The 22,968-nt window shown below is 39.8% G+C and carries 18 protein-coding genes; 10 read left to right on the forward strand and 8 right to left on the reverse strand.

Annotated features, from left to right (window positions below; genetic code table 11):
- Positions 1–241: 241 nt before the first annotated feature.
- The 9 genes from JWR87_RS05280 to JWR87_RS05320 all read left to right on the forward strand — a co-directional run bounded on the left by JWR87_RS05280 (position 242) and on the right by JWR87_RS05320 (position 7,867).
- Complete coding sequence (locus JWR87_RS05280) at positions 242–2,485, forward strand: TonB-dependent receptor (RefSeq protein WP_297816469.1); 2,244 nt, start codon at positions 242–244, stop codon at positions 2,483–2,485.
- Positions 2,486–2,639: 154 nt separating this feature from the next.
- Positions 2,640–2,948 carry a 2TM domain-containing protein gene (locus tag JWR87_RS05285; protein WP_297816472.1) on the forward strand — a complete coding sequence of 103 codons (309 nt, stop codon included), beginning with the start codon at positions 2,640–2,642 and terminating at the stop codon, positions 2,946–2,948.
- A gap of 7 nt (positions 2,949–2,955) precedes the next feature.
- Complete coding sequence (locus JWR87_RS05290) at positions 2,956–3,594, forward strand: hypothetical protein (protein WP_297816475.1); 639 nt, start codon at positions 2,956–2,958, stop codon at positions 3,592–3,594.
- Positions 3,595–3,692: 98 nt separating this feature from the next.
- Positions 3,693–4,286: a hypothetical protein gene (locus JWR87_RS05295; protein ID WP_297816478.1), complete on the forward strand. Its 594-nt coding sequence runs from the start codon at positions 3,693–3,695 to the stop codon at positions 4,284–4,286.
- A gap of 3 nt (positions 4,287–4,289) precedes the next feature.
- A complete protein-coding gene (locus JWR87_RS05300) occupies positions 4,290–4,922 on the forward strand; it encodes a hypothetical protein (RefSeq protein ID WP_297816480.1) in 633 nt (210 codons plus the stop codon).
- A 40-nt stretch (positions 4,923–4,962) separates the two neighbouring features.
- Positions 4,963–5,205, forward strand: coding sequence for a transcriptional regulator (locus JWR87_RS05305; protein WP_297816621.1), 243 nt, complete (start codon positions 4,963–4,965; stop codon positions 5,203–5,205).
- A 246-nt stretch (positions 5,206–5,451) separates the two neighbouring features.
- Complete coding sequence (locus JWR87_RS05310; protein ID WP_297816483.1) at positions 5,452–5,748, forward strand: hypothetical protein; 297 nt, start codon at positions 5,452–5,454, stop codon at positions 5,746–5,748.
- Positions 5,749–6,073: 325 nt separating this feature from the next.
- Positions 6,074–7,354, forward strand: a complete 1,281-nt coding sequence (glyA, locus tag JWR87_RS05315; protein ID WP_297816486.1) for a serine hydroxymethyltransferase — start codon at positions 6,074–6,076, stop codon at positions 7,352–7,354.
- Between the two features lie 87 nt (positions 7,355–7,441).
- Positions 7,442–7,867: a DUF4293 family protein gene (locus JWR87_RS05320; RefSeq protein WP_297816489.1), complete on the forward strand. Its 426-nt coding sequence runs from the start codon at positions 7,442–7,444 to the stop codon at positions 7,865–7,867.
- Between the two features lie 118 nt (positions 7,868–7,985).
- On the opposite strand, the gene JWR87_RS05325 is transcribed toward JWR87_RS05320, so the two are convergent.
- The 3 genes from JWR87_RS05325 to uvrA all read right to left on the reverse strand — a co-directional run bounded on the left by JWR87_RS05325 (position 7,986) and on the right by uvrA (position 15,899).
- On the reverse strand, positions 7,986–8,192 hold the full coding sequence (locus JWR87_RS05325; RefSeq protein WP_297816492.1) for a PID-CTERM protein-sorting domain-containing protein: 207 nt from the start codon (positions 8,190–8,192) through the stop codon (positions 7,986–7,988).
- A gap of 59 nt (positions 8,193–8,251) precedes the next feature.
- Entirely contained in the window at positions 8,252–12,346 is a 4,095-nt protein-coding gene (locus tag JWR87_RS05330) for a T9SS type A sorting domain-containing protein (protein ID WP_297816495.1), read from the reverse strand.
- 685 nt (positions 12,347–13,031) lie between these two features.
- The gene (gene uvrA, locus JWR87_RS05335; RefSeq protein WP_297816498.1) at positions 13,032–15,899 is read right to left on the reverse strand and encodes an excinuclease ABC subunit UvrA; all 2,868 of its coding nucleotides are present in this window, start codon (positions 15,897–15,899) and stop codon (positions 13,032–13,034) included.
- Positions 15,900–16,370: 471 nt separating this feature from the next.
- Here uvrA and JWR87_RS05340 point away from each other — a divergent pair, with 471 nt between their 5' ends.
- Positions 16,371–16,952: a sigma-70 family RNA polymerase sigma factor gene (locus JWR87_RS05340; RefSeq protein WP_297816500.1), complete on the forward strand. Its 582-nt coding sequence runs from the start codon at positions 16,371–16,373 to the stop codon at positions 16,950–16,952.
- 240 nt (positions 16,953–17,192) lie between these two features.
- Here the strand turns inward: JWR87_RS05340 and JWR87_RS05345 are convergent, their stop codons facing one another.
- The 5 genes from JWR87_RS05345 to JWR87_RS05365 all read right to left on the reverse strand — a co-directional run bounded on the left by JWR87_RS05345 (position 17,193) and on the right by JWR87_RS05365 (position 22,959).
- On the reverse strand, positions 17,193–19,079 hold the full coding sequence (locus JWR87_RS05345) for a cytochrome c biogenesis protein CcdA (RefSeq protein WP_297816503.1): 1,887 nt from the start codon (positions 19,077–19,079) through the stop codon (positions 17,193–17,195).
- Positions 19,080–19,179: 100 nt separating this feature from the next.
- Entirely contained in the window at positions 19,180–19,626 is a 447-nt protein-coding gene (locus tag JWR87_RS05350; RefSeq protein WP_297816506.1) for a protein-disulfide reductase DsbD domain-containing protein, read from the reverse strand.
- 57 nt (positions 19,627–19,683) lie between these two features.
- The gene (gene purQ, locus JWR87_RS05355; protein WP_297816508.1) at positions 19,684–20,343 is read right to left on the reverse strand and encodes a phosphoribosylformylglycinamidine synthase subunit PurQ; all 660 of its coding nucleotides are present in this window, start codon (positions 20,341–20,343) and stop codon (positions 19,684–19,686) included.
- A 270-nt stretch (positions 20,344–20,613) separates the two neighbouring features.
- Entirely contained in the window at positions 20,614–21,750 is a 1,137-nt protein-coding gene (locus JWR87_RS05360; protein ID WP_297816511.1) for a glycosyl hydrolase, read from the reverse strand.
- A 228-nt stretch (positions 21,751–21,978) separates the two neighbouring features.
- Complete coding sequence (locus JWR87_RS05365; RefSeq protein ID WP_297816514.1) at positions 21,979–22,959, reverse strand: hypothetical protein; 981 nt, start codon at positions 22,957–22,959, stop codon at positions 21,979–21,981.
- Between the last annotated feature and the right edge of the window lie 9 nt (positions 22,960–22,968).

Here is a 22,968-nt window from a genome sequence, read left to right on the forward strand (position 1 = left end):
GTATTAGAAGAATTTGCCGAAATTTTTTTAGTAAGTGGTGGCTGAGGGGTGGAAGGACGGATTTTGCCATTGAGTTTGATTCCTGATTTCTCCTTTTTTGCTATTTTAAAGAAACCCGTTTAAACCCTTAAATACCGTTCTTCACCTGTAGTTGCCGTAGGAATATAATGGTGAACTAGTTTTAGCGATAGTTTTGTTTATAAAATAAACCATATTATGTTTGTCTCGCAAATTAAAACTGATGAAAAAATTATTATTCTCAATAGTGCTAATCTTCGTAGGTAACTCACTTTTTGCACAGGTAAAAATTTCAGGAGTTGTAAAAGACAATCGCAGTCGTCCTATTTACGGGGTAAGCATATCCCTTAAAGATTCTTACGATGGTTCAACAACTGACTCTTTAGGAAATTTTGCTTTTCGTACAACTGAGAAAGGCGAACACATTATTATTGCTAGCAGCATTGGCTATAATTCGTTTGAGCAAAAAGTTTTAATTGGGTCTGAGCCGCTAACCTTAACTATCAGCATAAAGGAAAAGCTTGACGAACTGAAAGCCGTAATGGTAACTGCAGGATCTTTTGCAGCAGGTGACTCAAAAAGAGCTGCCGTGTTAAGTTCTTTGGATGTTGCCACCACCGCTGGTTCTAATGCAGATATTACAGCAGCTTTAAAAACTTTACCTGGTACCCAACAGGTTGGCGAGCAGGAAGGCTTGTTTGTACGCGGGGGTGCAGGCTACGAAACCAAACAGTTTATTGATGGAACGTTAGTCAACAATCCTTACTTTACAAGTGTACCTGATATTGGAAGCCGTGGTCGTTTCTCGCCTTTTCTTTTTAAAGGAACTGTTTTTACAACCGGGGGTTACTCTGCTTTATACGGTCAGGCCCTATCATCGGCCCTGCTGCTGGAGTCGATTGACTTACCTGAGCAATCAGAAGTAAATGCTTCTATATCTCCGCTGCTGGTAGGCGCGGGAACGCAACAGCTTAGTAAGAATAAAAAGTCTTCGTGGGGGATCAACTATAGTTATATAAATGTGGGTTTGTACTTCGCTATGGTAAAACAGACTCCGGACTACTTTAAAATGCCTCAGTTTCACAATGGTGATGCAAACTTTAGGTTTAAGACAAAGAGAGGTGGGATGGTTAAATACTACACCACGTTTAGCAATGGGGTACTAGGTTTAAGAAGACCTGATATTGATAGTTTGCATTTAAAAGATGCCTTTTCTCTCGCCAATAATAACTGGTACAATAACCTCAGTTGGAGAGAGAATCTCGGCAATGGCTGGAAGATGAACCTGGGTAGCGGTTATAGCACTAACAAGGATAATATAACCCAGCAGGTGCAGGACCAAAATAACCGGCCTAAACATTTTGGTAGTGGGTTGCCGTGGATGCAGAACAAAAACTTCGACCTGCTACATAGGCAGGATTTAGCGCAAGTAAAGGCAGTTTTTGAAAAAAAGCTCATTGGTATCAGCGCCCTTCGTTTTGGAGGTGAATATTGGTATTTGTATGATAAGAATGTTATTCATGACACGACCTATAAACTGATTGATAATTACACTGCATTGTTTGCTGAGTCAGATATTTTTTTAACAAATAGCCTGGCGGCTAAAGTGGGTGTTCGTTTTGAAAACTCTTCGATCATTAAAAAATATAACGTTGCCCCACGCCTTTCTTTGGCTTACAAAACTGGTAAGGATGCGCAAATGTCGCTGGCGTATGGAGTTTTCTACCAGAAGCCCGAGAATAATCAATTATACTACGGCACAAATGTCGGTATGACAAAAGCTACCCACTACATCATCAACTACCAGAAGATGACTCATGAGCGCATATTTAGGATTGAAGGATACTACAAGAAATATGAGGATTTGATTAAAACAGTCCCGGCTGTCAATTTTACTTCCCTGTATACTAATTCGGGATATGGAGACGCAACAGGTATCGATGTTTTTTGGAGAGATAAAAAGTCTATCAAAAACTTTGATTACTGGGTTAGTTATTCTTACATAGATACTAAGCGCGACTATCTTAACTACCCTCTAAAGCTTCAACCAAACTTTGTGGCTAACCACACTGCTTCTGTTGTGATGAAACGGTTTTTTACATCTATTAAATCAGGCTTCAATTTTACTTATACCTATGCAACCGGCCGTCCTTATTATAACCTGATGGTGAACAACAATTACAAATATTATGTAGGTGACCAGGGTAAAACAAAAAGTTACAATAGCCTAAACTTTAGTGCAGAGTATGTGCCCAGCATTGGAAAAGCGAATGCTAAAACAAACATTGTACTGTTTGTAAGTATGACAAATGTATTAGGTGCAAACCAGGTGTATGGCTATAACTATTCCCGCGATGGAATGTATAAAGAACCAATCATGCCGCCATCAAAAAGGTTTTATTTTATTGGTTGTTTCTTAAGCTGGGGAGTTGACAGAACACAAGATGTTATAAATAACAATTTGTAGCAAATGCACTAGGGGATGAGGCCACAACAGTTAGTACAAGTGAGTGACACAACAATGCCGGGCATAGTTGTAAAGCTTGAAAAAAAGCAGAGAGAAAACGCGCCGGTTTATAGGTTTAAAGGAATAACTAAATCAAAATAAAAAATTAAAAAACGTGCAAGACGAAACGTTTCCACTTACTAAAACGATCGCAGACGGCGACGTTAGGGACAATGAACTTTGGCAGATTGCGAAAAGAAGAGCAGCTTTTAAAATTAGCGCCTTTTCTTATGTTACAGTCAACTGTATGTTGATCGTAACCTGGTATTTCACTTCCGGCCCGCGTAGTTATTTTTGGCCGGTTTGGCCGCTTCTGGGTTGGGGTGTTGGTATTGCCACTCAATATTTTCATGCCTATTATGGTACGGATCTATTTTCATCGGAAAGAGAATATCAAAAATTAAAAAATCAACAAAAAAATTAAAAACATCATGAAAAAATTCATTTTATCAGTCGTATTGTTAGTTAGTGCGCATTGCCTTTTCGCTCAAAGCAGCCGGTATGAGCAAACAATGAAATTAAACCTTGTAAAGTTTGACTCTTTAAAAAACCCCGATGATTATGTAAGCCTGGCTGCAACTTTTGAACGGATAGCTGATGCGGAGAAAACACAATGGCTTCCCTATTATTATGCTGCGCTTTCACACGTTTTAAGGGCTTTCTCAGATGCGAAAGCAAATAAAGATGAAGTGGCAGAAAAGGCCGATGCTTTGATAGCTAAAGCTGAAACCATTGAGCCGAAAAATTCAGAAATATTTTTATTGAAAAGCATGAGTGCTACATTAAAAATGCTGGTAGACCCTGCAGGGCGCTGGCAACAGTATGGAGCAAGTGTAAACTCAAACAGGGAAATGGCTAAGCAATTAGAACCAAACAACCCGCGCGTTTACTTTTTAGAAGGTCAAAATACGTTTGGTACGCCAAAGGAATTTGGAGGTGGAAAAGATAAGGCAAAGCCGCTGTTTGAAAAATCGCTTGAGTTGTTTAAGACCTATAAAACCCCGGGCAGTCTTTATCCTAACTGGGGGGAGAAATCGGCTGAGCAAATGCTTGAACAAAGTAAATTATAATTGGCGGCTAACCTTGCCAAGGACTACGGTGAACAAATGGTCGACAAATTGGTCGGTCATTTGTTCCTGTTTACAATAATCAAATTCATATTTGTGAAATGATGAGTACAAGCGATAAAGATTTTTCGCCAGCAGAAAGCCTGCAATTGATAAGATCAATGATCGAAACGACGAAAACATCTATCAGTGACAAAAGTCATTTTTTTCTTTTATGGGGATGGGCTACCCTGGTCGGTTGTCTTTTACAGTATTACTTATCAGTCATTGCAAACTACCCACGTCATTACTACGCCTGGTTTGTAACTCCTGTTGCATTGCTGTTGCACTTCATATTTATCCATAAGTACAAGAAAGAGGACAGAGTAAAAACTTTTATAGGGGAGGCGATGGGGTTTATTTGGTTTATAATTGGAATTTCATACCTGGCGTTAGCTATTGTATTTAGCAAGATTGGCTGGCAATATTGCTTTCCATTTTACATACTATTGTACGGGATTGGAACTTACATTTCGGGAAGTTTACTAAAATGTAAGCCAATGAAAATTGGTGGAGGTATCTGTCTGGTTTTAGTAGCAATTGCGCCATTCTTACATTATTCTTTGCAAATGTTATTAGCTGCTTTTGCAATATTGATCAGCTATATAATACCGGGGCATTTATTAAGAAACCAATACAGGAAACAAAAAATTTAGAACATGCACGATAACGAAAAAGAGCTGAGTCAGGAAGAAAGTTTAATGATCATCCAACAAATGATTAACGCTGCGAAGCATGAGCAAAAAGACGATGGCAAAGGTTGGATTGCATGGGGATGGATGTTGTTTATAGCATCGATACTAACTGTCGTAAACCTTCATTTCAAATGGTTCAGCACTTTCTTTTTCTGGAACATCTTTGGAGCAGTCACCCTTGTAATGATGATTGTTGGCGTGGTGAAAGGATTTTTTGTAAAAAGTAAGGGAAGAGTAAAAACCTATACTAAATCTTTGTTTGAAAAATTAAACGCTGGTTTCTTTATCTGTATCATGTTTAACATATTTGCTATGAACCTTGGAGTTGGTCCTGCTAAAGGGTTTGCTTTATTAATAGGATTGTATGGATTCTGGATACTCATCTATGGCACTGCTCTGGACTTTAGACCATCTGTTATCGCTTCGTTTATCACCTGGACTTTTGGGTTTATTGCTCTGTTTCAAACCGACTTTGAAGTGGTTATGTTATTACATGCAGCGGCAGTATTATTTGGCTACATCATACCGGGATATATTGCAAACAGGGAGTTTAAAAAATTAACAGGCAGGAAATTAAATCAGAGCGCAGGTGTTTAAAGAGCTAGACCCCATACTACATTCACAGCTACGCCTCGCGGTGATGAGTTTACTTATGAGTGTTAAGGAAGCCGAGTTTACATTCATCAGGGAAAAAACAAATTCAACTGCAGGTAACCTAAGTGTGCAGGTGCAAAAGCTAAAGGAATCAGGCTATATCGATGTAAATAAACAGTTCAAAGACAACTATCCTTTAACAACATGTAAAGTAACCCCTAAGGGAATTGAGGCTTTTGAAAACTATGTCAAAGCTTTGCAGGAATATTTACAGGTAGGCAAATAGGTACCCGACCTACTTCCACATACAGCGTTTTTCCGAATTAACAATTCACTATACCAGCCCTCTTCAACTAAATGTACAATAGTGGTCATATGCGAACGTTTTTAAATACCTAACCGCATTAGAAAATATCGAGCTCTTTTTAAAAATTAGTGGTGGAGCGAAGCTTACAAAATCTCAACTACTCCATCAGCTGGCCGTGGTTGCCAGGCAGGGCGTAGGCAGATAGTAAAGTAACACTTTTAGGCAGTGCAAGAAGCAGCGGTGGGAATAGCCCCTACTTCGGTGCATGATGCCAAATGCATTATTCTTGATGAGGCGACAAATGGTTTAGATGCCGAGGGGATAGCAGACATAAGAAATTTAGTTCTTTCGTTTAAGCAAAGAATTGCGAAAGACAGTGGTGGTTTCTTCACACTTGCTTATGAAATTACAAGGTCAAAATATAAAATTGATAGTTGTGTTACTTGTTTTATTACATCAGGAGTAACTGCATCGGCACAAAATACAAATGCATTGACCAAGAGGGTTAAAGCAAACCGATAAAGTAAATAATTACGTAGCGGAAGGCAGCACGAAGACAAATGTGGCATTCATAAAAGCCCCGGCAGGAAAAATAATGGTCTTTTACAAACCTCCTGACCAGATTAGAAATAAACGCAGCAACGAAAAAGGGAGTTGTTGATTGGGAGTGTAACTAATAATACAAAGCTTATAAGGAGCGATTTTCTTCTGCAAACAGCGCCTTAGTGCAACTATGCTCATTTTATATTCTATAAGCAGCGACATTTTTGGTAAAAGTTATGGAGGAATTATTGGTGTTATTGCATATCTGCAAATAAGATTATTTTTGCGCCTTTAAAACCTCTACATGCAAAGAGATACAGTAATTTTTGACTTAATAGATAAAGAACTTGAACGGCAGCGACATGGTATTGAACTAATTGCGTCCGAAAATTTTGCCAGCCTGCAAGTTATTCAGGCGATGGGAACAGTATTGACAAATAAATATGCCGAAGGTTACCCCGGTAAAAGATATTACGGTGGCTGTGAAATTGTCGACCAGGTTGAACAGTTGGCAATTGACAGGTTAAAGCAAATTTTTAATTGTGAGTATGCAAACGTGCAACCACACAGTGGGGCACAAGCCAATGCGGCTCTAATGCTGGCCGTACTTCAACCCGGTGACGCCATCCTTGGTTTAGACCTTAGTATGGGCGGGCATTTAACTCATGGAAGCGCCGTTAACTTTAGCGGCAAGCTATATGAACCGCATTTTTATGGGGTTACAAGAGAGGGCGGAATAGTAGACTACGAAATGCTTGAAGCAAAAGCGCGTGAAGTAAAACCGAAAATGATTATTTGTGGTGCAAGTGCTTACAGCCGCGAATGGGATTTTGCAAGAATTAGAAAAGTGGCAGACGAAGTAGGCGCCTTTGTTTTTTGTGATATGGCCCATCCTGCGGGATTAATTGCCAAAGGCTTATTAGCATCACCTTTTGACCATTGTCATTTTGTTACTTCCACCACACATAAAACCCTTCGTGGTCCTCGCGGTGGAGTTATTTTAATGAAAAAAGACTTTGAAAATCCCTTTGGAGTAAAGGATGTAAAAGGCAACATTCGTATGATGAGTAACCTCATTGATATGGCTGTTTTCCCTGGAACTCAGGGTGGCCCGCTTGAACATATCATTGCGGCAAAAGCTATATCGTTTGGCGAAATACTTGCGGATGAATTTACAGATTACGCAAAGCAAGTAGTCGCCAATTCTCAGGCAATGGCAAAAGCTTTTGTTGAAAAAGAGTACCAGCTAATCAGCGGAGGAACGGACAACCATCTTATGCTGATAGATTTGCGCAATAAAAATATCAGCGGTAAAAAGGCTGAAAATGTTTTGGTGAAAGCCGACATAACGGTTAATAAAAATATGGTTCCTTACGACGACAAAAGCGCTTTTGTAACAAGCGGCATTCGTGTAGGTGTTCCTGCAATAACAACAAGGGGTATGAAAGAGGAACATATGCAGTTTGTTGTTAACGCTATAGATAATGCTCTGATGAATGCTGATGACGAAAATACTATTACAAGTATTAGAAAGCAGGTAAATGAATTTATGCAACAGTTTCCTTTATATCCTGAACTTGGATAGAAAAGCTGTATTAATAGTCAAAGTGCATTTTGTGGATAAGCGGGTTCTACTTTTAAGCAGAAGCTATTCTAACATAAAACAATTCAAATGATACAAAGAGTACAAACCATCTGGCTTTTCCTGGCTGCGGGATCAGGTTTTTTAACAACAGAGGTACCGATTTATGCGGAAACATTAGCGGGTGATGTAGCCAAAAGATACACTGTAACCGAGAGTTTGCTTTTGTTTGCTAATAATATTATTGCTGCATTATTAGCACTTATCGCAATATTTCTTTTTAAAAACCGCTCCACTCAAATGAAGTTCACTGGGTTGGGAATATTTGCTTCTGTCTTATTGATTGCATTGGAGGTTTTGAAAATTAGCGAATTGGAAGAAGCAAATGGAGTGATTCAGGGTACCTATTATTGGGGTGCCCTATTACCTATAGCTATGACAATATTTTTTATTCTTGCAGCAATAAACATTCGAAAGGATAATAAGCTGGTGAAAAGTCTTGACAGACTTAGATAATTGTTATCTCTATAAATTTTTGAAATGCATATTGTAAAAACGGTATGCATTTTTTTTGTTACAAGGCATGACTTAATTAAGCGAGCAAGAGGTACTCCTGTAAGTTTTTAACTTCAACTTAAAATGTATCTGGCTGCTTCTTTCGATGAGCCTTCTTTAACCCGTAGTATATTGCTGCTGCAACTAACACACCTACACCCCCATCAAAAGGAACTGGATTATCCTGTACATCATCCTCGTCTATTACAGGTTGAGCAAATGATACAGGTATATTAACCAAAAGAATTATCAACAGTAGACTAAGAGTCTTGCTTATCTTATTCATAGCGTAGATTATTTTATTATAGCAAAGCCCGTAGCAAAGCTTTCTTGTCTTATAAACCATCACTCAATAATTATATTTTCTACAAAGGTTTTATTTCCGCTACTTATCGTTAGTCTGTAATTTCCTTTAGCTATAACCTTTTTGATGTTTAGTTTATAAAGCTCTAATGCCGGGTCATAATGTACTTTGTTGATAGAAATTAATTCTCCTAAATCATTTGAAATAGAAATTGTATAATTACCTTTTTGCAGGTTCGTCATTTTGAGATTAACTGTATTGCCTCTTGCTGGATTAGGAAAAACAGAAATTAACCCGGTATTCTCTGGAAGGTCGAGCAATACTATTTTACTACAAATCACTTCTCCACTTTTTTGATGACATTTTATTCGATAAAAGTTATTTCCTGTTGTTGCATTACCATCAAACCAACTATAAGTGTTTTGTACACTTCCATTATTTTTTACTCCGGCGGTTCCCTGCTTTTTAAACAAGCGACCATCTGTTGATTTTTCTATCTCGTAGTTGTGGGTGTCTTTTTCTGTCTGAGCAGACCATTCTACCTGTATTCCATTTTCTTTTTTATAGGCTTTTACGTTCACTAGTATTATTGGTAGTACCTGGGTTGAGTTTAAAATAATGCTATAACGGTTTGGCAAGAAGGATGTTGAATTGCTATCTATGGTGAAAGGAATAATAGTTTCTGTATTCAAATCGAGAAGGGTGTCCTTTTTCAAAAATTTGTCTTTTAGAATTATAGCAACACCAGGTGCAATACGAGCAGGTTTGATTTTTAAGAAGTAGTTTTTTTGCCTAAGCTGGACAATATTTAGTTGAATAGTATCAGACGAAAGCGCGGGTGGTCGACCTTCTATACTTAACAATTTTCCCTTACTGGCAATCGACATATTTTCATCGAGGTTACCAATCTTTTCAGCATCTTCCTCGCCAATAGAAGAGGTGAAATTATCATCAAAAAGAACTGTAATTCCATCAGCAGTGTTTTCGCTTTCTTTTAGGGTATCTAGCAACAATTGCACAGAAAGCGCAGGAACACCGTCGTCGGTCCTATATACTTTTCTGTTTGCACTTGTTTTATTTGCCTCGTTAAAAGTCAGGGAAGGATTAGCTGTTTTGGTTTGAACAAAAAAAGCCTGGCCGCACTGAATGTTTTGATTAACCTCCGAACCTGGAACACTTGTTACCCCGTTGCCATAAGTAACATAAGCGCCACGGGTATTAAGATTTGGATCCCAAACATAATAATAAGGTGAGAGGCCTTGCTTCGTTAATGCATCCCAATCAACGGGAGAGGCATAGGGATTTCCAACCATACTAAAAGCATTTATGCTTCCGTCTATAGAGGGACTGCCAGATACATTGTAAACTACTTTTCCTTTCACTAAAGATCCGGTACCTCTTAAAATAGTGTTCGAGGGAGCTGCGCTATTATTGCTTAGATCAACACTTCTGCTACCTCGTACAAACAGGCGGTAGCCCACGCCGGCAGTAAATGTACCGCTGGTATTAGGTATGCCCTGCCACGCCTGGCTGCTATTATTAAAAATGAATAATGATGGATTGTTTGTTGCAGTTGCGTCGAAGCCATCATTAGGGTTTGCCGAACCGGTGATGTGAGTTCCGTAACCTGGAGTACTGTTATAATTAACTGAATAGGCAGGAGGGGTATTATTTTGGCCTTCCATCCAGTTTCCTTTTATGCTTGTAGAGGTTGTAACCGGTGAAGACAAAAATCGAAAAGCGCGCTTAGCAGGTATGTACCTTTCTACAGTAACATTGGTAGCATTCAATAAAGCGATAGACCCATCGGCGATTTCACCAATCGAACCAGTACCAGTTGCATTACTATGAATGATAACTGGTCGATCATTAAAGTTTGCTTTAGCGCCTGCACTTACCTTAAGAACTACGAGAGGATCAATGACAAGAGAATCTGCACCTGTTGAAATATTCATCGTTCCATTCGTCACTGTTTTGATGCCACTACCCTTAAGTAGTAAAGAAGGATAGTCGCCACTGAGCGTGGTAATTGTCTGATCGCCGGGAGGTGTTTGACTTACCGTACGGGAATATATGATTGTAGATTTTGGATTAATGGTAACGTTTTCGATGTTAAATAATGCAGCTGAAGAATTGCCGGAAAAACCTCCGGTTACCCCGGTCTTAAATGTGGCACCCGCTTCCATTATAAAATTTTGTGTTCCTGCCGAGCCGTCAATCCTTCTATCATTATTATCGTACATGCCAGTACCCTTAACAGTGAAAGAACCTCCGGCAACAAGAGTTATTATTCCGGCACCGTTCTTAACATTTGATCCGCTAATTATAATATTGAAGTAGCTTCTGGGAGAACGTATTGCCTGGGCAGTCGTAGCGTGGTTAGTAAATTCAATATCACCGCCGGTGATGTTATAAGTTCCTGCTATATCAGGCTTTGTATTAACTCCCGATAGTATCAGCCTGCCACCGCTCATTAACAGGTTGGTATTTGCGTCGCCAAAATTTTTGTTTGAAACATCCACAATAGCATTGTCTTTAATGGTTACGGTGCCAAAAGGAGAGCATGTCGGAACAGTCTTGACACCACTACCTGAAAATGTTACATTCTTATAATCGTCTCGCGAGCTTACCTGCTGATCGCCCAACCTGCCATATTCTATAATACTGCCTGCGTAAATATTAAGTGTGATGGATGGTGTTGAGGTGGCGCCTGGTATAGAGGTGCTTGTTCCTGCGAAGCCGTCAGCGTCGCGGCAAATAAAAGTTCCGTAAATATTAATCGTGGGAGAACCGCCCCCGGTTACCTGGCTTTCTCCCCCGGTGTCAAAAGAAGAATTGGCGTTTATATTTAGCGTGCCGCCGCCATTAAGCTTTAGATCGTTTGTTCCGTTTAATGCAAATGTGTTTGCTGCTGATATATTCAACGTTCCGCTTACTGAAACGTCTGTTTGTGCTGTTGCTTTTTTAACGCCACTGCCGGAAATAGTAAGATTTCCATAACCTAGGGGAGTAATAGTTTGATCACCGGTTCGGTTGTATTCAATAGTAGAAGATGCACCTATTGAGCTAACAGTAAACCCTGTTGCAAAGGTAGAGCTAGAGCTTCCTGTTAGCCCTGTTGTGTTGGTGGTTTTCAGCGTTCCGTCAATCTTTATTTTGCTATTTCCGCCAATAATAAAGTCCCCGGTAATCAAGGTGCCGAGAAGGGTTATATCGCCGGTTGCTCCGGGGTAGTTATCAATTGTTTTGCTGCTGGTTAAGGTGGTAAGGGTTGTGGAGCCAATTGTGAGGCCGCTGCCATTAAGCGTGAGGGTTCCGCCTCCTAGTTTAGCAGTAGCGCCATTTATTATAAACTGTCCCCCGTTTATTGCTGTTGCGGCAACTGCTGCCGTTCCAATAATCCCATTTCTAAAAGTTTTAGATCCGTTGCTCTGCAGGCTGACATTTGCATTTGCTTCGAACAACCCATTTATTACTGTTGCTGCCGTATTTCCAAAAGAAATGGGTTTGGAGACTCGAAAGATTGGTATAGAGACTCCTGAAGGAAAATAAGCCACTCCATCTATAGGTGAAGTCGTGTTGTTCCAATTAAAGACAGCACTATCTGCCCATAAAACATTGCTGGCAATGGTAGAACTGTTATTAGCATAATTTGAAGGCTGGCCGTTGTTGCTTGCTACTTCTAATACACCACTACTTTGTATCTCCATTGTTGCTAAGCCAGAAAATGATGGCAATAGGGACCCAGTAATATTATGTTTAAATACACCTCCATTTTGTACAACAATATCGTTACCTGTTCCGTCGGTCACGGTTAAGCCAGATGTTGCTCCTGTTGCAAGTTCTAATATGCCGCCGGTTGCTATCACTACCTGGTCAACTGTTGTATTAGTGGTTATTACTACAGAGTGCCCGCTTCGGATAGTGATGATACTTGCAGATTCGGTTGGAGCTAGTGTAGATGTAATCCAATTTGAAGATCCATCAGAAGAACTTTCCCAGGTATTAGCAGTATTCCAATTGCCGGATGTAGCGGAACGGAAGTGATGAGTTGGGAGCGTGGCCTGAGCGGAAGCCTCAGCTGCCAAAGTAATTAGGATAGAAATTAAAAGAGATCGGGTAAAGCTTAATTTCATAATCGCGAGAATTAGTGAAACGTCTTAGTTGATTTCGGAAAAAAGTGGGTGAGAAGGAGTTTATAGGGATAGCAATGGTAGTAAACAATAGATTAGGATAGTTCAAATATATAGCGAAGTAAAAAGTATTGAAAGTAGAGAATACTTAAAAAAAGATTATAATGTTACCGATGGCAACGGTAGTTCTGTCATCTACAAAAGCTCTTACGCTTGTAAAGGAGGTTAGTGAAGACAGGTCAATTAAAAATTAAACCTAACCATATTTTATTGACGAAGTAGAAGTAAGCTAAGCGGTATTAATGCAATTTGTTTTCTTCAACCGGAAGAAGCTAAGAAGCTTTTTATGTATATCTAATGAAAATGCTAAATCTTCTTCTTTTACATTTTCTGTAATCTTTGTCCATATCTTATTTTGCTTTATCAAATATTTCGGGGGTCATTGGTTGGCGTTGGAATATGGATTAAAATCACTATTAATAGGGATTTTTCAAGAATTAAAATGCAAATACATTTGGTACTTATTGGGGGATTTTTAAGAGGCGCACCTTTTTAGGAAGCGCCTCTTTTTTGCAAATTTTTTACAATAGTTGAACGTTGGGTCAATAGAGAATCTACAAGTTGCAGGGAGTGACACAACAATGTTAAAAAGAGATATACTGCCTGCTTCAATAAAATAAGTAACCTCTTACATAAATCTACCTGTATAGCTTTCCGCGGCATTCTTTAATTCTGATGGAACTCCGCTAAATACAAGATTACCGCCTTTGTCTCCGGCTTCGGGGCCAAGGTCTATAACCCAGTCTGCGCTTCTGATTACATCTGTATTGTGTTCGATAACAAGAATGGAATGACCCTGTTCTATCAAGGCATTAAAAGATGTGAGGAGTTTTTTTATATCATGAAAGTGGAGGCCTGTGGTAGGCTCATCAAAGATGAACAGAACATGACCTATGCCTTTGCCTTTTCCAAGAAAGCTTGCAAGTTTTACCCTTTGTGCTTCGCCACCACTTAAGGTATCGCTGCTTTGGCCGAGTTTAATATAACCAAGGCCAACATCCTGTAAAGGTTGGATTGCTTTTGCTATGCTTTTTTCATCTTTAAAAAATTCGATTGCCTCATCTACGCTCATGTTTAACACATCGTAAATGTTTTTCATTTTATACGTTACCTCAAGCACCTCTTCTTTAAATCTTTTGCCATTGCAAACATCACACACAAGATGTACGTCAGCAAGGAATTGCATTTCTACAACCTGCTCGCCTTCGCCTTTACATGCATCACATCGTCCACCGTCTACGTTAAAAGAATAATGCTTTGGTTGAAAGCCACGCATTTTAGCCATCGGTTGCTTTGCATAAACATCTCTTATCTCGTCGTATGCTTTTATATAAGTTACCGGGTTACTTCTGGATGATTTGCCAATGGGATTTTGGTCAATCATCTCGATCTGCGAAATGTAGTCTGTATCGCCTGATATAGCTTTATGGAAGCCGACTTTCTCTGCAAACTCGCCTTTCAGCTTTTTTAGGGCGGGGGCTAAAATCTGTTTAATTAGCGTTGTTTTGCCACTGCCGCTTACTCCGCTAATAACACAAAAAACATCGAGCGGGAATTCAACAGTGATGTCTTTTAAATTATTATGTCGCGCATTGTGTACAGTAATACTATGGTGTGACTTTCGAATGTGGGCAGGAGGTTTAATCTGTAATTCGCCTTTGAGGTATTTACCTGTAAGACTTTCGCTATTTGAAATAATCTGGTTGTAATCGCCGGCGGCAACTACCTCGCCTCCCAGGTGACTTGCAAAAGGCCCCATATCTATAATGTGATCTGCTTCACGCATCATCATCTCGTCATGCTCTACAACTACTACGGTGTTGCCAAGGTCTCTAAGCTCTTTCAACACTTTTATCAGCCTTTCGGTGTCGCGGCTATGTAGGCCTATCGAAGGCTCGTCTAAAATATATAGCGAATTAGTAAGGTTGCTACCAAGGCTTCGGGTAAGTTGAATACGTTGACTTTCTCCACCACTTAGACTGTTTGCAAGACGGTTCAAAGTAAGGTAGCCAAGACCCACGTCGAGCAGGGTTTTAATGCGGTTGTTGATTTCGATCAAAATTCTTTTAGATACCTGCTGGTCATACTCGCTCAGTTGTAATGCTTTGAACCAATCATACAAATCTTTGATAGGCAACTGGCACAACTCACCAATGTGCTTTTCGCCCACCTTTATATACAAAGCCTCCTTTCTTAACCGGTAACCCTCGCACGCTGTACAACTTGTTCTTCCACGATAGCGGCTTAGCATAACCCTATACTGAACCTTATATAAGTTTTGCTCAACTTCTTTAAAAAAAGCATTTATGCCTTCTGTATACCTGTTTCCTTTCCAGAGTATATCGTATTGTTCTTTGGTTAAATCTGCAACCGGCGTGTGCACGGGAAAATCAAAATTTCTTGCAGCGAGTACAAAATTGTCTCGCCACAATCCCATCTTTTCGCCTTTCCAGGCGGCAACCGCGCCCTCATAAACGCTTAGTCTTTTGTCGGGGATAACAAGATCGGGGTCGATGCCTAGTACCATTCCAAATCCTTCACAAACCGGACATGCACCAAAGGGATTATTGAAAGAAAATAAATTAGGAACGGGCTCTTCGAATTGGATGCCATCTAACTCAAACTTGTTGCTGAAGTGCATCAATTGCTCACCTATCAGCAAATACATTTCACCTTCACCCTCATAAAAAGCTGTGCCGATACTGTCGCTTAAACGATGGATATCATCTTCATCAAAATCTTTTCTCACAATACGATCAACGAGGATGAAAGTTGTAAGATGAGTTGTGTTGGAAGTTGAAGACAAAAGCTTCTGTTCAAGATCCTGATCATTCATCTCCAAAAGGTCTTCTATGCGTATCACTTCTCCTTCACCTGGCTGGGTAGATGGAGAAGCAGAGGCGTACATCCGGCTAAAGCCTTTTTGCAATAAGATGTTCAACTCTTCTCTAACCTGTCGGTTTGCATGTTGTTTAAACACAGCCAGCATTAATATCCGGCTACCTTCAGGAAGCTTTTGAATAGCCTCAATCACATCTTTTACATCATCCTTTTTTACTTCACGTCCACTTATCGGGGAGACGGTATGTCCTGCCCTTGCATATAACAGCCTTAAGTAATCATAGATCTCGGTCATACTTCCAACGGTGCTTCGGGGAGTACGTGTACTCACCTTCTGCTCAATAGCTATTGCAGGGCAAAGGCCTTTTATAAAATCAACATCAGGCTTGTTCATACGGGCCATAAATTGCCTTGCGTATGCACTTAAGCTTTCAGCATATCTTCTTTGCCCTTCAGCAAATAATGTGTCAATCGTTAACGACGATTTTCCTGACCCTGAAACGCCCGTAACTACAATAAATTTATTTCTTGGAAACTCAACTGTAACATTTTTTAGGTTGTGTGTTCGTGCTCCCTTTACAAGTATATTTTCATTTGCCCTGGTTGCAGGTCTTTCTTTTACAGCTTTCGATAAAGCGGAACTGTTTTTAGCCATAGAAACAAAATTATAAACAATAACGCGCTTAAATTATTTATTGGACTGCCCCCGTAAGTTATTCACACCGTTTTACAATACATCTGGTCGGCGTTCGGTTTTCAACGCTCCATTTTCAATGAATTTCTTTATTGTTCCATCCGTGGGAATAACTTACCGGATTTTACATAAATGGGAATGAATTTAAAACTATTGTTTTTCCTATTGACCTTCAGTAAGTTATCAATATTTAAAAGTCTCATCGGTTAAATAGGTCATTTTTTGCTATTATAAGTGTGCCTTTTTGGGGTATTGTTTTAACTGCTATACTTACTTGCTGTCTCATCTTTACGTTTATTTTACAACATGTTACAAATGATAGCAATAAAAGAAAATATCTTTTAGAAGCGACCAGGCGTAAAAGAAAAGTCCAGTAAATCCAAATTCTCAATATCCTAATTAAAAACCAATTCTGTATCCAGATTTGCCCAAATGAAAAACCAATCAAAATTAACCGACAACCAGCTTGTGCAGTCGTTTCGCGACGGTAACAACCAGGCTCTTGAAATTTTAATTACACGTTACCGCGATAAAATGTTTTCTACAATTCTTTTCCTGGTAAAAGATAAATACCTGGCCGAGGATCTTTTTCAGGACGCCTTTATTAAGATTATTGATACAATTAGAAATAATCGTTACACCGAGGAAGGCAGATTTCTACCCTGGGCCATTCGTATTGCTCACAATCTCTGCGTCGATCATTTTAGAAAAGTAAAAAGGGCTCCTGCTGTTAAAACTGCTGATGATCACGACATCTTTGAATTGTTCAATTCTGCCGAAGACGCGGCCGATAAAAAGCTGATGCAAGTAGAAACACAGGAACGTATCAGGCTTATGCTAAACCTGCTTCCGCAAGAGCAAAGAGAAGTAATTGTTTTGCGCCACTACGCTGATCTCAGTTTTAAAGAAATTGCAGAAATAACTCAATGCAGTATTAATACGTCCCTGGGCCGCATGCGCTACGGTCTCATCAACATGCGTAAGCTTCTTATCGAAAAACAAATTGCGTTATAAATAATAGCACTTATTTAAACTAACAAAAGCCTCTGCTACCAGAGGCTTTTGTTAGTTTATTTCCATCTGCTTTTATTTCCGCGTTTTGAGGTTTTTTATTAGCCATACAGCAGCAATTTTATTCAACATTCTTGCGTCGCACTAGTGTACTACATAAATAGTGGAAGCATACAGGACAATGCCTCGTACAAGCTTTTTTAGTTGGGAAATAACGGCTAAAATATTATTTAAGACACACCTTTATTTTCCTTCAAATTTCTTCTTAACCGTTTCAAGGTGATCAATAAACTTTTTCACGTTTGAGTCATATCCATACTTAACATCGCTAAGTGGATTTCCATTTAAATCAAGAAACATATAGAGAGGCTGCGCGTTAAAACCAAATTTCGTTATCTCGTAATCTTTGTTCTTGTCACCTACTGTAATTATTTTTTCTCCTGCCTGGTTCGTGTATTGCTCACTGTCGGGCAGTTCGGTAGATTCATCAACATATAAACTCACCAGTACAAAATCTTCTTTTATTCTTCTTAGGACTTCCGGGTCAGCCCATACTTCAGCTTCCATTTTGCGGCAGTTGGCACAACTATGACCGGTAAAGTCTAACATAACCGGTTTATTTAAAATTTTTGCTGCAGCCATTCCTTCATCTAAATCAAAATAACCCGGAAGCCTAAACGGAGTATGCAACTTATCGATATACTTTTTAGCCGGAGGAGCAACGTTCTTCGAACTGCCGGAGGTTACTCCGCTAGCTTTCAGTTCTTCTAACTGGTATTTTATATCCTGTAAATTAAAATCCTGCGTGCTTGTGTGCGGTAGCCAACCACCTATGCCTTTAAGCGGCGCTCCCCATAAACCTGGGAACAAATACAAAGCGAAACTAAAAGTTGCTATCGCAAAAAACAAACGCGGAACGGTAATAAAAGGAAGATCACCGTCATGGCTAAACTTTAGCTTGCCTAATAAATACATTCCTTGCAGGGTAAAGATCACTATCCAAATCACCAGGAAAATCTCGCGGTCAAGTAGCCGCCAATGATAAGCAAGATCTACATTAGATAGAAATTTCATTGCAAGTGCCAGCTCTATAAATCCGAACGTTACTTTCACTGTATTCAGCCAGCCACCACTTTTCGGCAGGGTCTTAAGCATCGACGGGAAATAGGCGAAAAGGGAAAATGGTAGTGCCAGCCCTATACCAAAACCCAGCATGCCCATAACCGGTGCCATCGTAACGCCTGCTGTAGCTGTTTTGCCAAGTAAAGTTCCTACGATTGGACCCGTACAACTAAAGCTTACAATCACCAGCGTTAATGCCATAAAGAAGATACCTACAAGACCTCCTTTGCCTGCTTTTTCGTCTGCCTTATTAGCCCAACTATTTGGCAAGGAGATATCAAAAGCACCAAAAAAAGAAATAGCAAACAGTATGAAAATGGCAAAAAACAATAAGTTGGTTACCGGATGTGTTGATATATTATACAAAGCATTTCCGCCAAAAAGCAAAGTAAGTACAAGGGTAGGAATGGTATATATTAAAATGATGGATAAAGAATAAAAGGTTGCATTGCGCAATCCTTCGCCTCTTGACTTACTACGTTTCAGAAAGAAACTTACGGTAACCGGCACAAGTGGAAAAACACAAGGCGTTAAAACAGCCAACAGACCGGTTGCAAGACAAAGTAAAAAAGTAGACCAAAGAGAACCCTCATCACTTGCTGTGGCGGCAGCAGTTGGTGTTGCTTCAACAGCCTTGATTTTTACAGAAAAGGTTTCATCTCCAGTTGGAAATTCATCGTTAACGCCCGCCAGCCACGTTACTGTTCCTTTTATTTTGACACTGTCGTTTTGCGAAATGTTTAACCGTTGTCTCCACTCAACGCTGTCTGAAAAGTATTTAACTTCCTGTCCTGCATCTGGATTCATTGCAGTTTTTAGGTCACCAATTTCAACGAGGCTGTCTTTTACATATTTTTTACTCGCACTGTCAAACTCAACAAGACTAATAAATACATCATCAGCAGATTTCTTTTTAGCTGAAAACAGCCGCACCTTGTCTGCTATTTTAGCCTTTACAGAGATATAGGCTCCTTTTTCGTCGCGATTTCCTGAAAATGAAAACTGCACATGTTTGGAGACCTGTGCAGTTAAAGTATGCGAAATAAAAAAAAGTAGAAGAAGAGAAAAGGGCTTACAGAATTTTGTCATCGTACGTAAGGGTTAACAATTACAAAGAAACACTCAACGTTTTCTTCTTTGGGGGGAGACACTGACTATCGTCGCATGCCATATATTCTACAGTCACGTTTACATTCGTTTTCACATTGCCCTTTACCTTAACTACCTGTACAAAATCTACTTTATCACCAAAATATTTCACTTTGGTATCAAACAGCTTGTCATAGTTTTCCTTAAGTGCCCCAATTTCTTTCACCCCTCCATCAAACGTTAATAAAGGGTTTTTTGTGAACTTAAAATTAGTTGCAACCGGGCCACCCTCTCCTGTTTTCTGGGAGTATATGTGCCACGGTTTTGGCATGGTAGCAGTGATCACAACCTCGTAGAAGCCTGCCTTTTTTCTGCTTGTTGCGGTCCATTTCACCGGGTCTTGTACCTGGGCTGAGGAACTGAAAGCAAACAAAACAAAAATGATAAAAGATATAGTGGTACGCATGTTTTTGAAATTTAATTATATAACGAAACACCAGGGCAATTGGTGCGCCCGTTTGTGTTAATTCAAACCCAACAACTTAAACACCTGTATTCCATCTATATTACCCAATACAGAGGAAATTGCTCTTTCAGGGTGGGGCATCATTCCAAAAACATTATTTTCCTTATTTCTAATTCCGGCAATATTTCTCATGGCGCCATTTGGGTTACTCATCGGTTCTATATTACCCTTTTCATCACAATACTTAAATGTAACCTGCCCGTTCGCTTCTAATTCGTCTAACACACTGTCCTCGGCATAATATCTGCCTTCGCCATGTGCAACCGGTATCGTTAGTGTAGTTCCTTCCTTGGCGGTTATGTATACATTCTTACAAACAAATTGTTGTTGAGCATTGGGTAATAAAGCGCCGGGCAACAACCCGCTCTCACACAAAATTTGGAAACCATTACATACACCCAGAACCTTTCCCCCTCTTTTTGCAAAATCTATTACACTTTCCATCATAGGACTAAAGCGTGCAATTGCGCCGCAGCGCAGATAATCGCCGTAAGAAAAGCCCCCGGGTAAAACAATACAATCATCTGTTGATAACATGCTGATGTCTTTGTCTTTGTGCCAGAGCATCACCACTTCTTTACCTAACTCGCTCTCAAGCGCATCCTGCATATCTCTATCACAGTTTGAACCCGGGAAAACAACAATTCCAAATTTCATAATAGTAGGGTCTTAATGAAGCGAAGGTAGATAGTCAATTGTAAATACTGTTCTAATATTTGAGGGGCAGTGTTTGAAGTAATGTTTCTCGCGGAAGCTGCAGAAATCGCGGAAGTGTTTTGTTTTCTTTCTGCGCCTTCAGCGCTTTCTGAGAGAGGCGGTGTTTGGTGAAATGGAAATGTCTCTCGCGGAAGCTGCAGAAATCGCGGAAATGTTTTGTTTTCTTTCAGCGCCTTCCGCGCTTTCTGCGGGAACTTTGCTAACCCTCTATCAAAAAATGCCCAAAAACTTCTTTTTCTTATAAATGCCCTTAAGATCGTTTTCAAAAAGGGTGTAAGGGTCATCGTAAAACTTTTTAAAATCGGGCACGCTAACCTGACCTGGAAAAGGAGCGTAATAATGAGTGGGACTGCGAATGTCGTTTCGCCATACCAATACATAAGCTAACTGCATATTATGCGCCTTCATTACTTTCAAAAGTGTACCTGTCCACCACGTTGGGTTGGGAATGGTTTCGAGGCCAGTTTCTGTAAAAGCTGCTAGTTTGCCTGCTTTTGCTGCATAGTCAGAAACTATCTTCAATTTTTTAGCTGCGACTTCAATATTGTATTTGTCCCGCCCCATGTCGCCGTAATTATCTACACCAACCATATCCACCCACTCATCTCCCGGGTACCTGTCAAGATATTGCTCTTCACTTAAAAATCTGTTATCGGGTGAAAAGGTATAAATGAAATTATGAACATTCAGACTGTCTCGTAGATAAGATACAGTAAACCGCCATAGTGATAAAAATTCTTCTTTTGTACAGTGCGGCTTGCCCCACCAGAACCAACCTCCGTCGAATTCGTGGTATGGTCTGAAAAGCATGGGTACTAGCTTTCCATCAGCTCCTTTGGTGCTTTGTGCAAATTCGGCAATGCCGCTTAAAATCTCTTTGTAGAGCCCGTTAGACTTGCCGCCAGGAATAAGATATTTTACGGCAGGCACAGAAACAGAGTCAACCCAATTAAAACCACCCTTTGACAATGGATTGGGAAAGTGCCAGGCAACGGTGGTGACACCGCCACGGTTGTAGGTATCTATTACCGTTTTTCTTACGACATCTTTTGATCTTTTTCTTGTCTCTGGCGTGCCACCTGTAAACCCGCTAAAATCAACGCCTATAACTGCCGGGTGAGATCCCACTACTGATTTTACGTCTGAACGATTTTCATCTGCCGACCAGCCATGGCCGTACTCTGTAGCATGTTGATGCCCGAACAGTGTGTGCTCCTTCGCTAGGGTTCTTAGGTTCTTATATAAGGCTTTGGTCTCTTTCGTAGCCCTTGTATCAATGGGTGTATTCTTTTGGCAATTGCCGGCTAAAGACAGAAACAAAGCAAGCCCAATCAGTAATATTTTCATTAGGTTAAATTTGTTTTTATTGATAAATAATGTAGCAAGGTAAGAAGGCGGTTGTTGAAATTTTAAAAATCAGGTTTTTTTTGAAAGCGCTTTCATTTACTCATTTCAGCTTTGAAAGTTTCCTTAAAAGCTACAACTGATGGAGAAGCTATTTGAATAGTGGTGTGCTGTACAAGAGTGTGACACAACGATGTTTAGCGTTGTACCTAAAGTCTGTTACAAAATCTTCTATGGCACTACCTGCCAGTTTTTTACAATTGCAAGTACCAGCAATGACCAGAACATCAGGTTGGGTAAAGTGTTTTTTTTAGGACCTAAGAAAGCTTTGGCGATGTAAGGGCTTGCAGGTACTATCCATAATAAAAGACTATCTATGCCTACACCTTTATTTATAAAAGGAATTGGCAACATTACAAGTAACATTACTGTTAGTACAACCCAGTTTTTTCGCACTTGTATAAGAAGTCTTCTACTTTCCTGCTGCGAGTAAACCATACCAAGAATAAGAGTGATAAGAATTAAACCAATAGTTACAAAAAAGGCGGGCGAAACAACTGTACGGGGAATATTAAGCCCCCATTTAGGGATGTAAAGTAAAATGGAACCAAGCCGATCCGTGAGATATAAATAAGAAGCCAGAAAGTAATACGGGAAAATGACCCCCATTAGCAAAACAACCCATTCAGTTATAATAAAAGGCCTAACGATAGCCAACGCAAAAAAGGCAACTAAGATAAGAAGGGCAGAAGGATGATACAAAATGATACTGACACCTATAAGTAGGCCAATATTAAATAGTAAGGTTTTAGGATTTGGGTTGTTGTATAGCCTGACAGTTTTAGCAAACAGCCAAATAACTAAAATGTTTTCAATTAGTGCAGGTGTTAAATTACTCCACTCCTTAAAAATTCCTGTTAATAAGATATATACCATGGCAGCAAGAAAATTGTTCTTGCTATACATGCGGTGGTCGTTGAAAAGATAATTGATTCGTAAAGCCTGAACAATTACGATGGCGTGGTAAATAAAGATGACAATGCCAGGACTTAAGAGAGTAACATACCGATTTAAAAAAACAGACAATAACCCATCAGAACGGCCGCCTGGTACAATCGGAAAATCAACAATGAAGTGGCTGTGAACAATAAAGCTCAAAATTACCAGCCATATCACTGTAGCCGGAGACCGGTCTTTAAATAACGCAACCACTCTTTAGTT

The organism is Segetibacter sp., assembly GCF_025963695.1.
GTDB lineage: Bacteria > Bacteroidota > Bacteroidia > Chitinophagales > Chitinophagaceae > Segetibacter.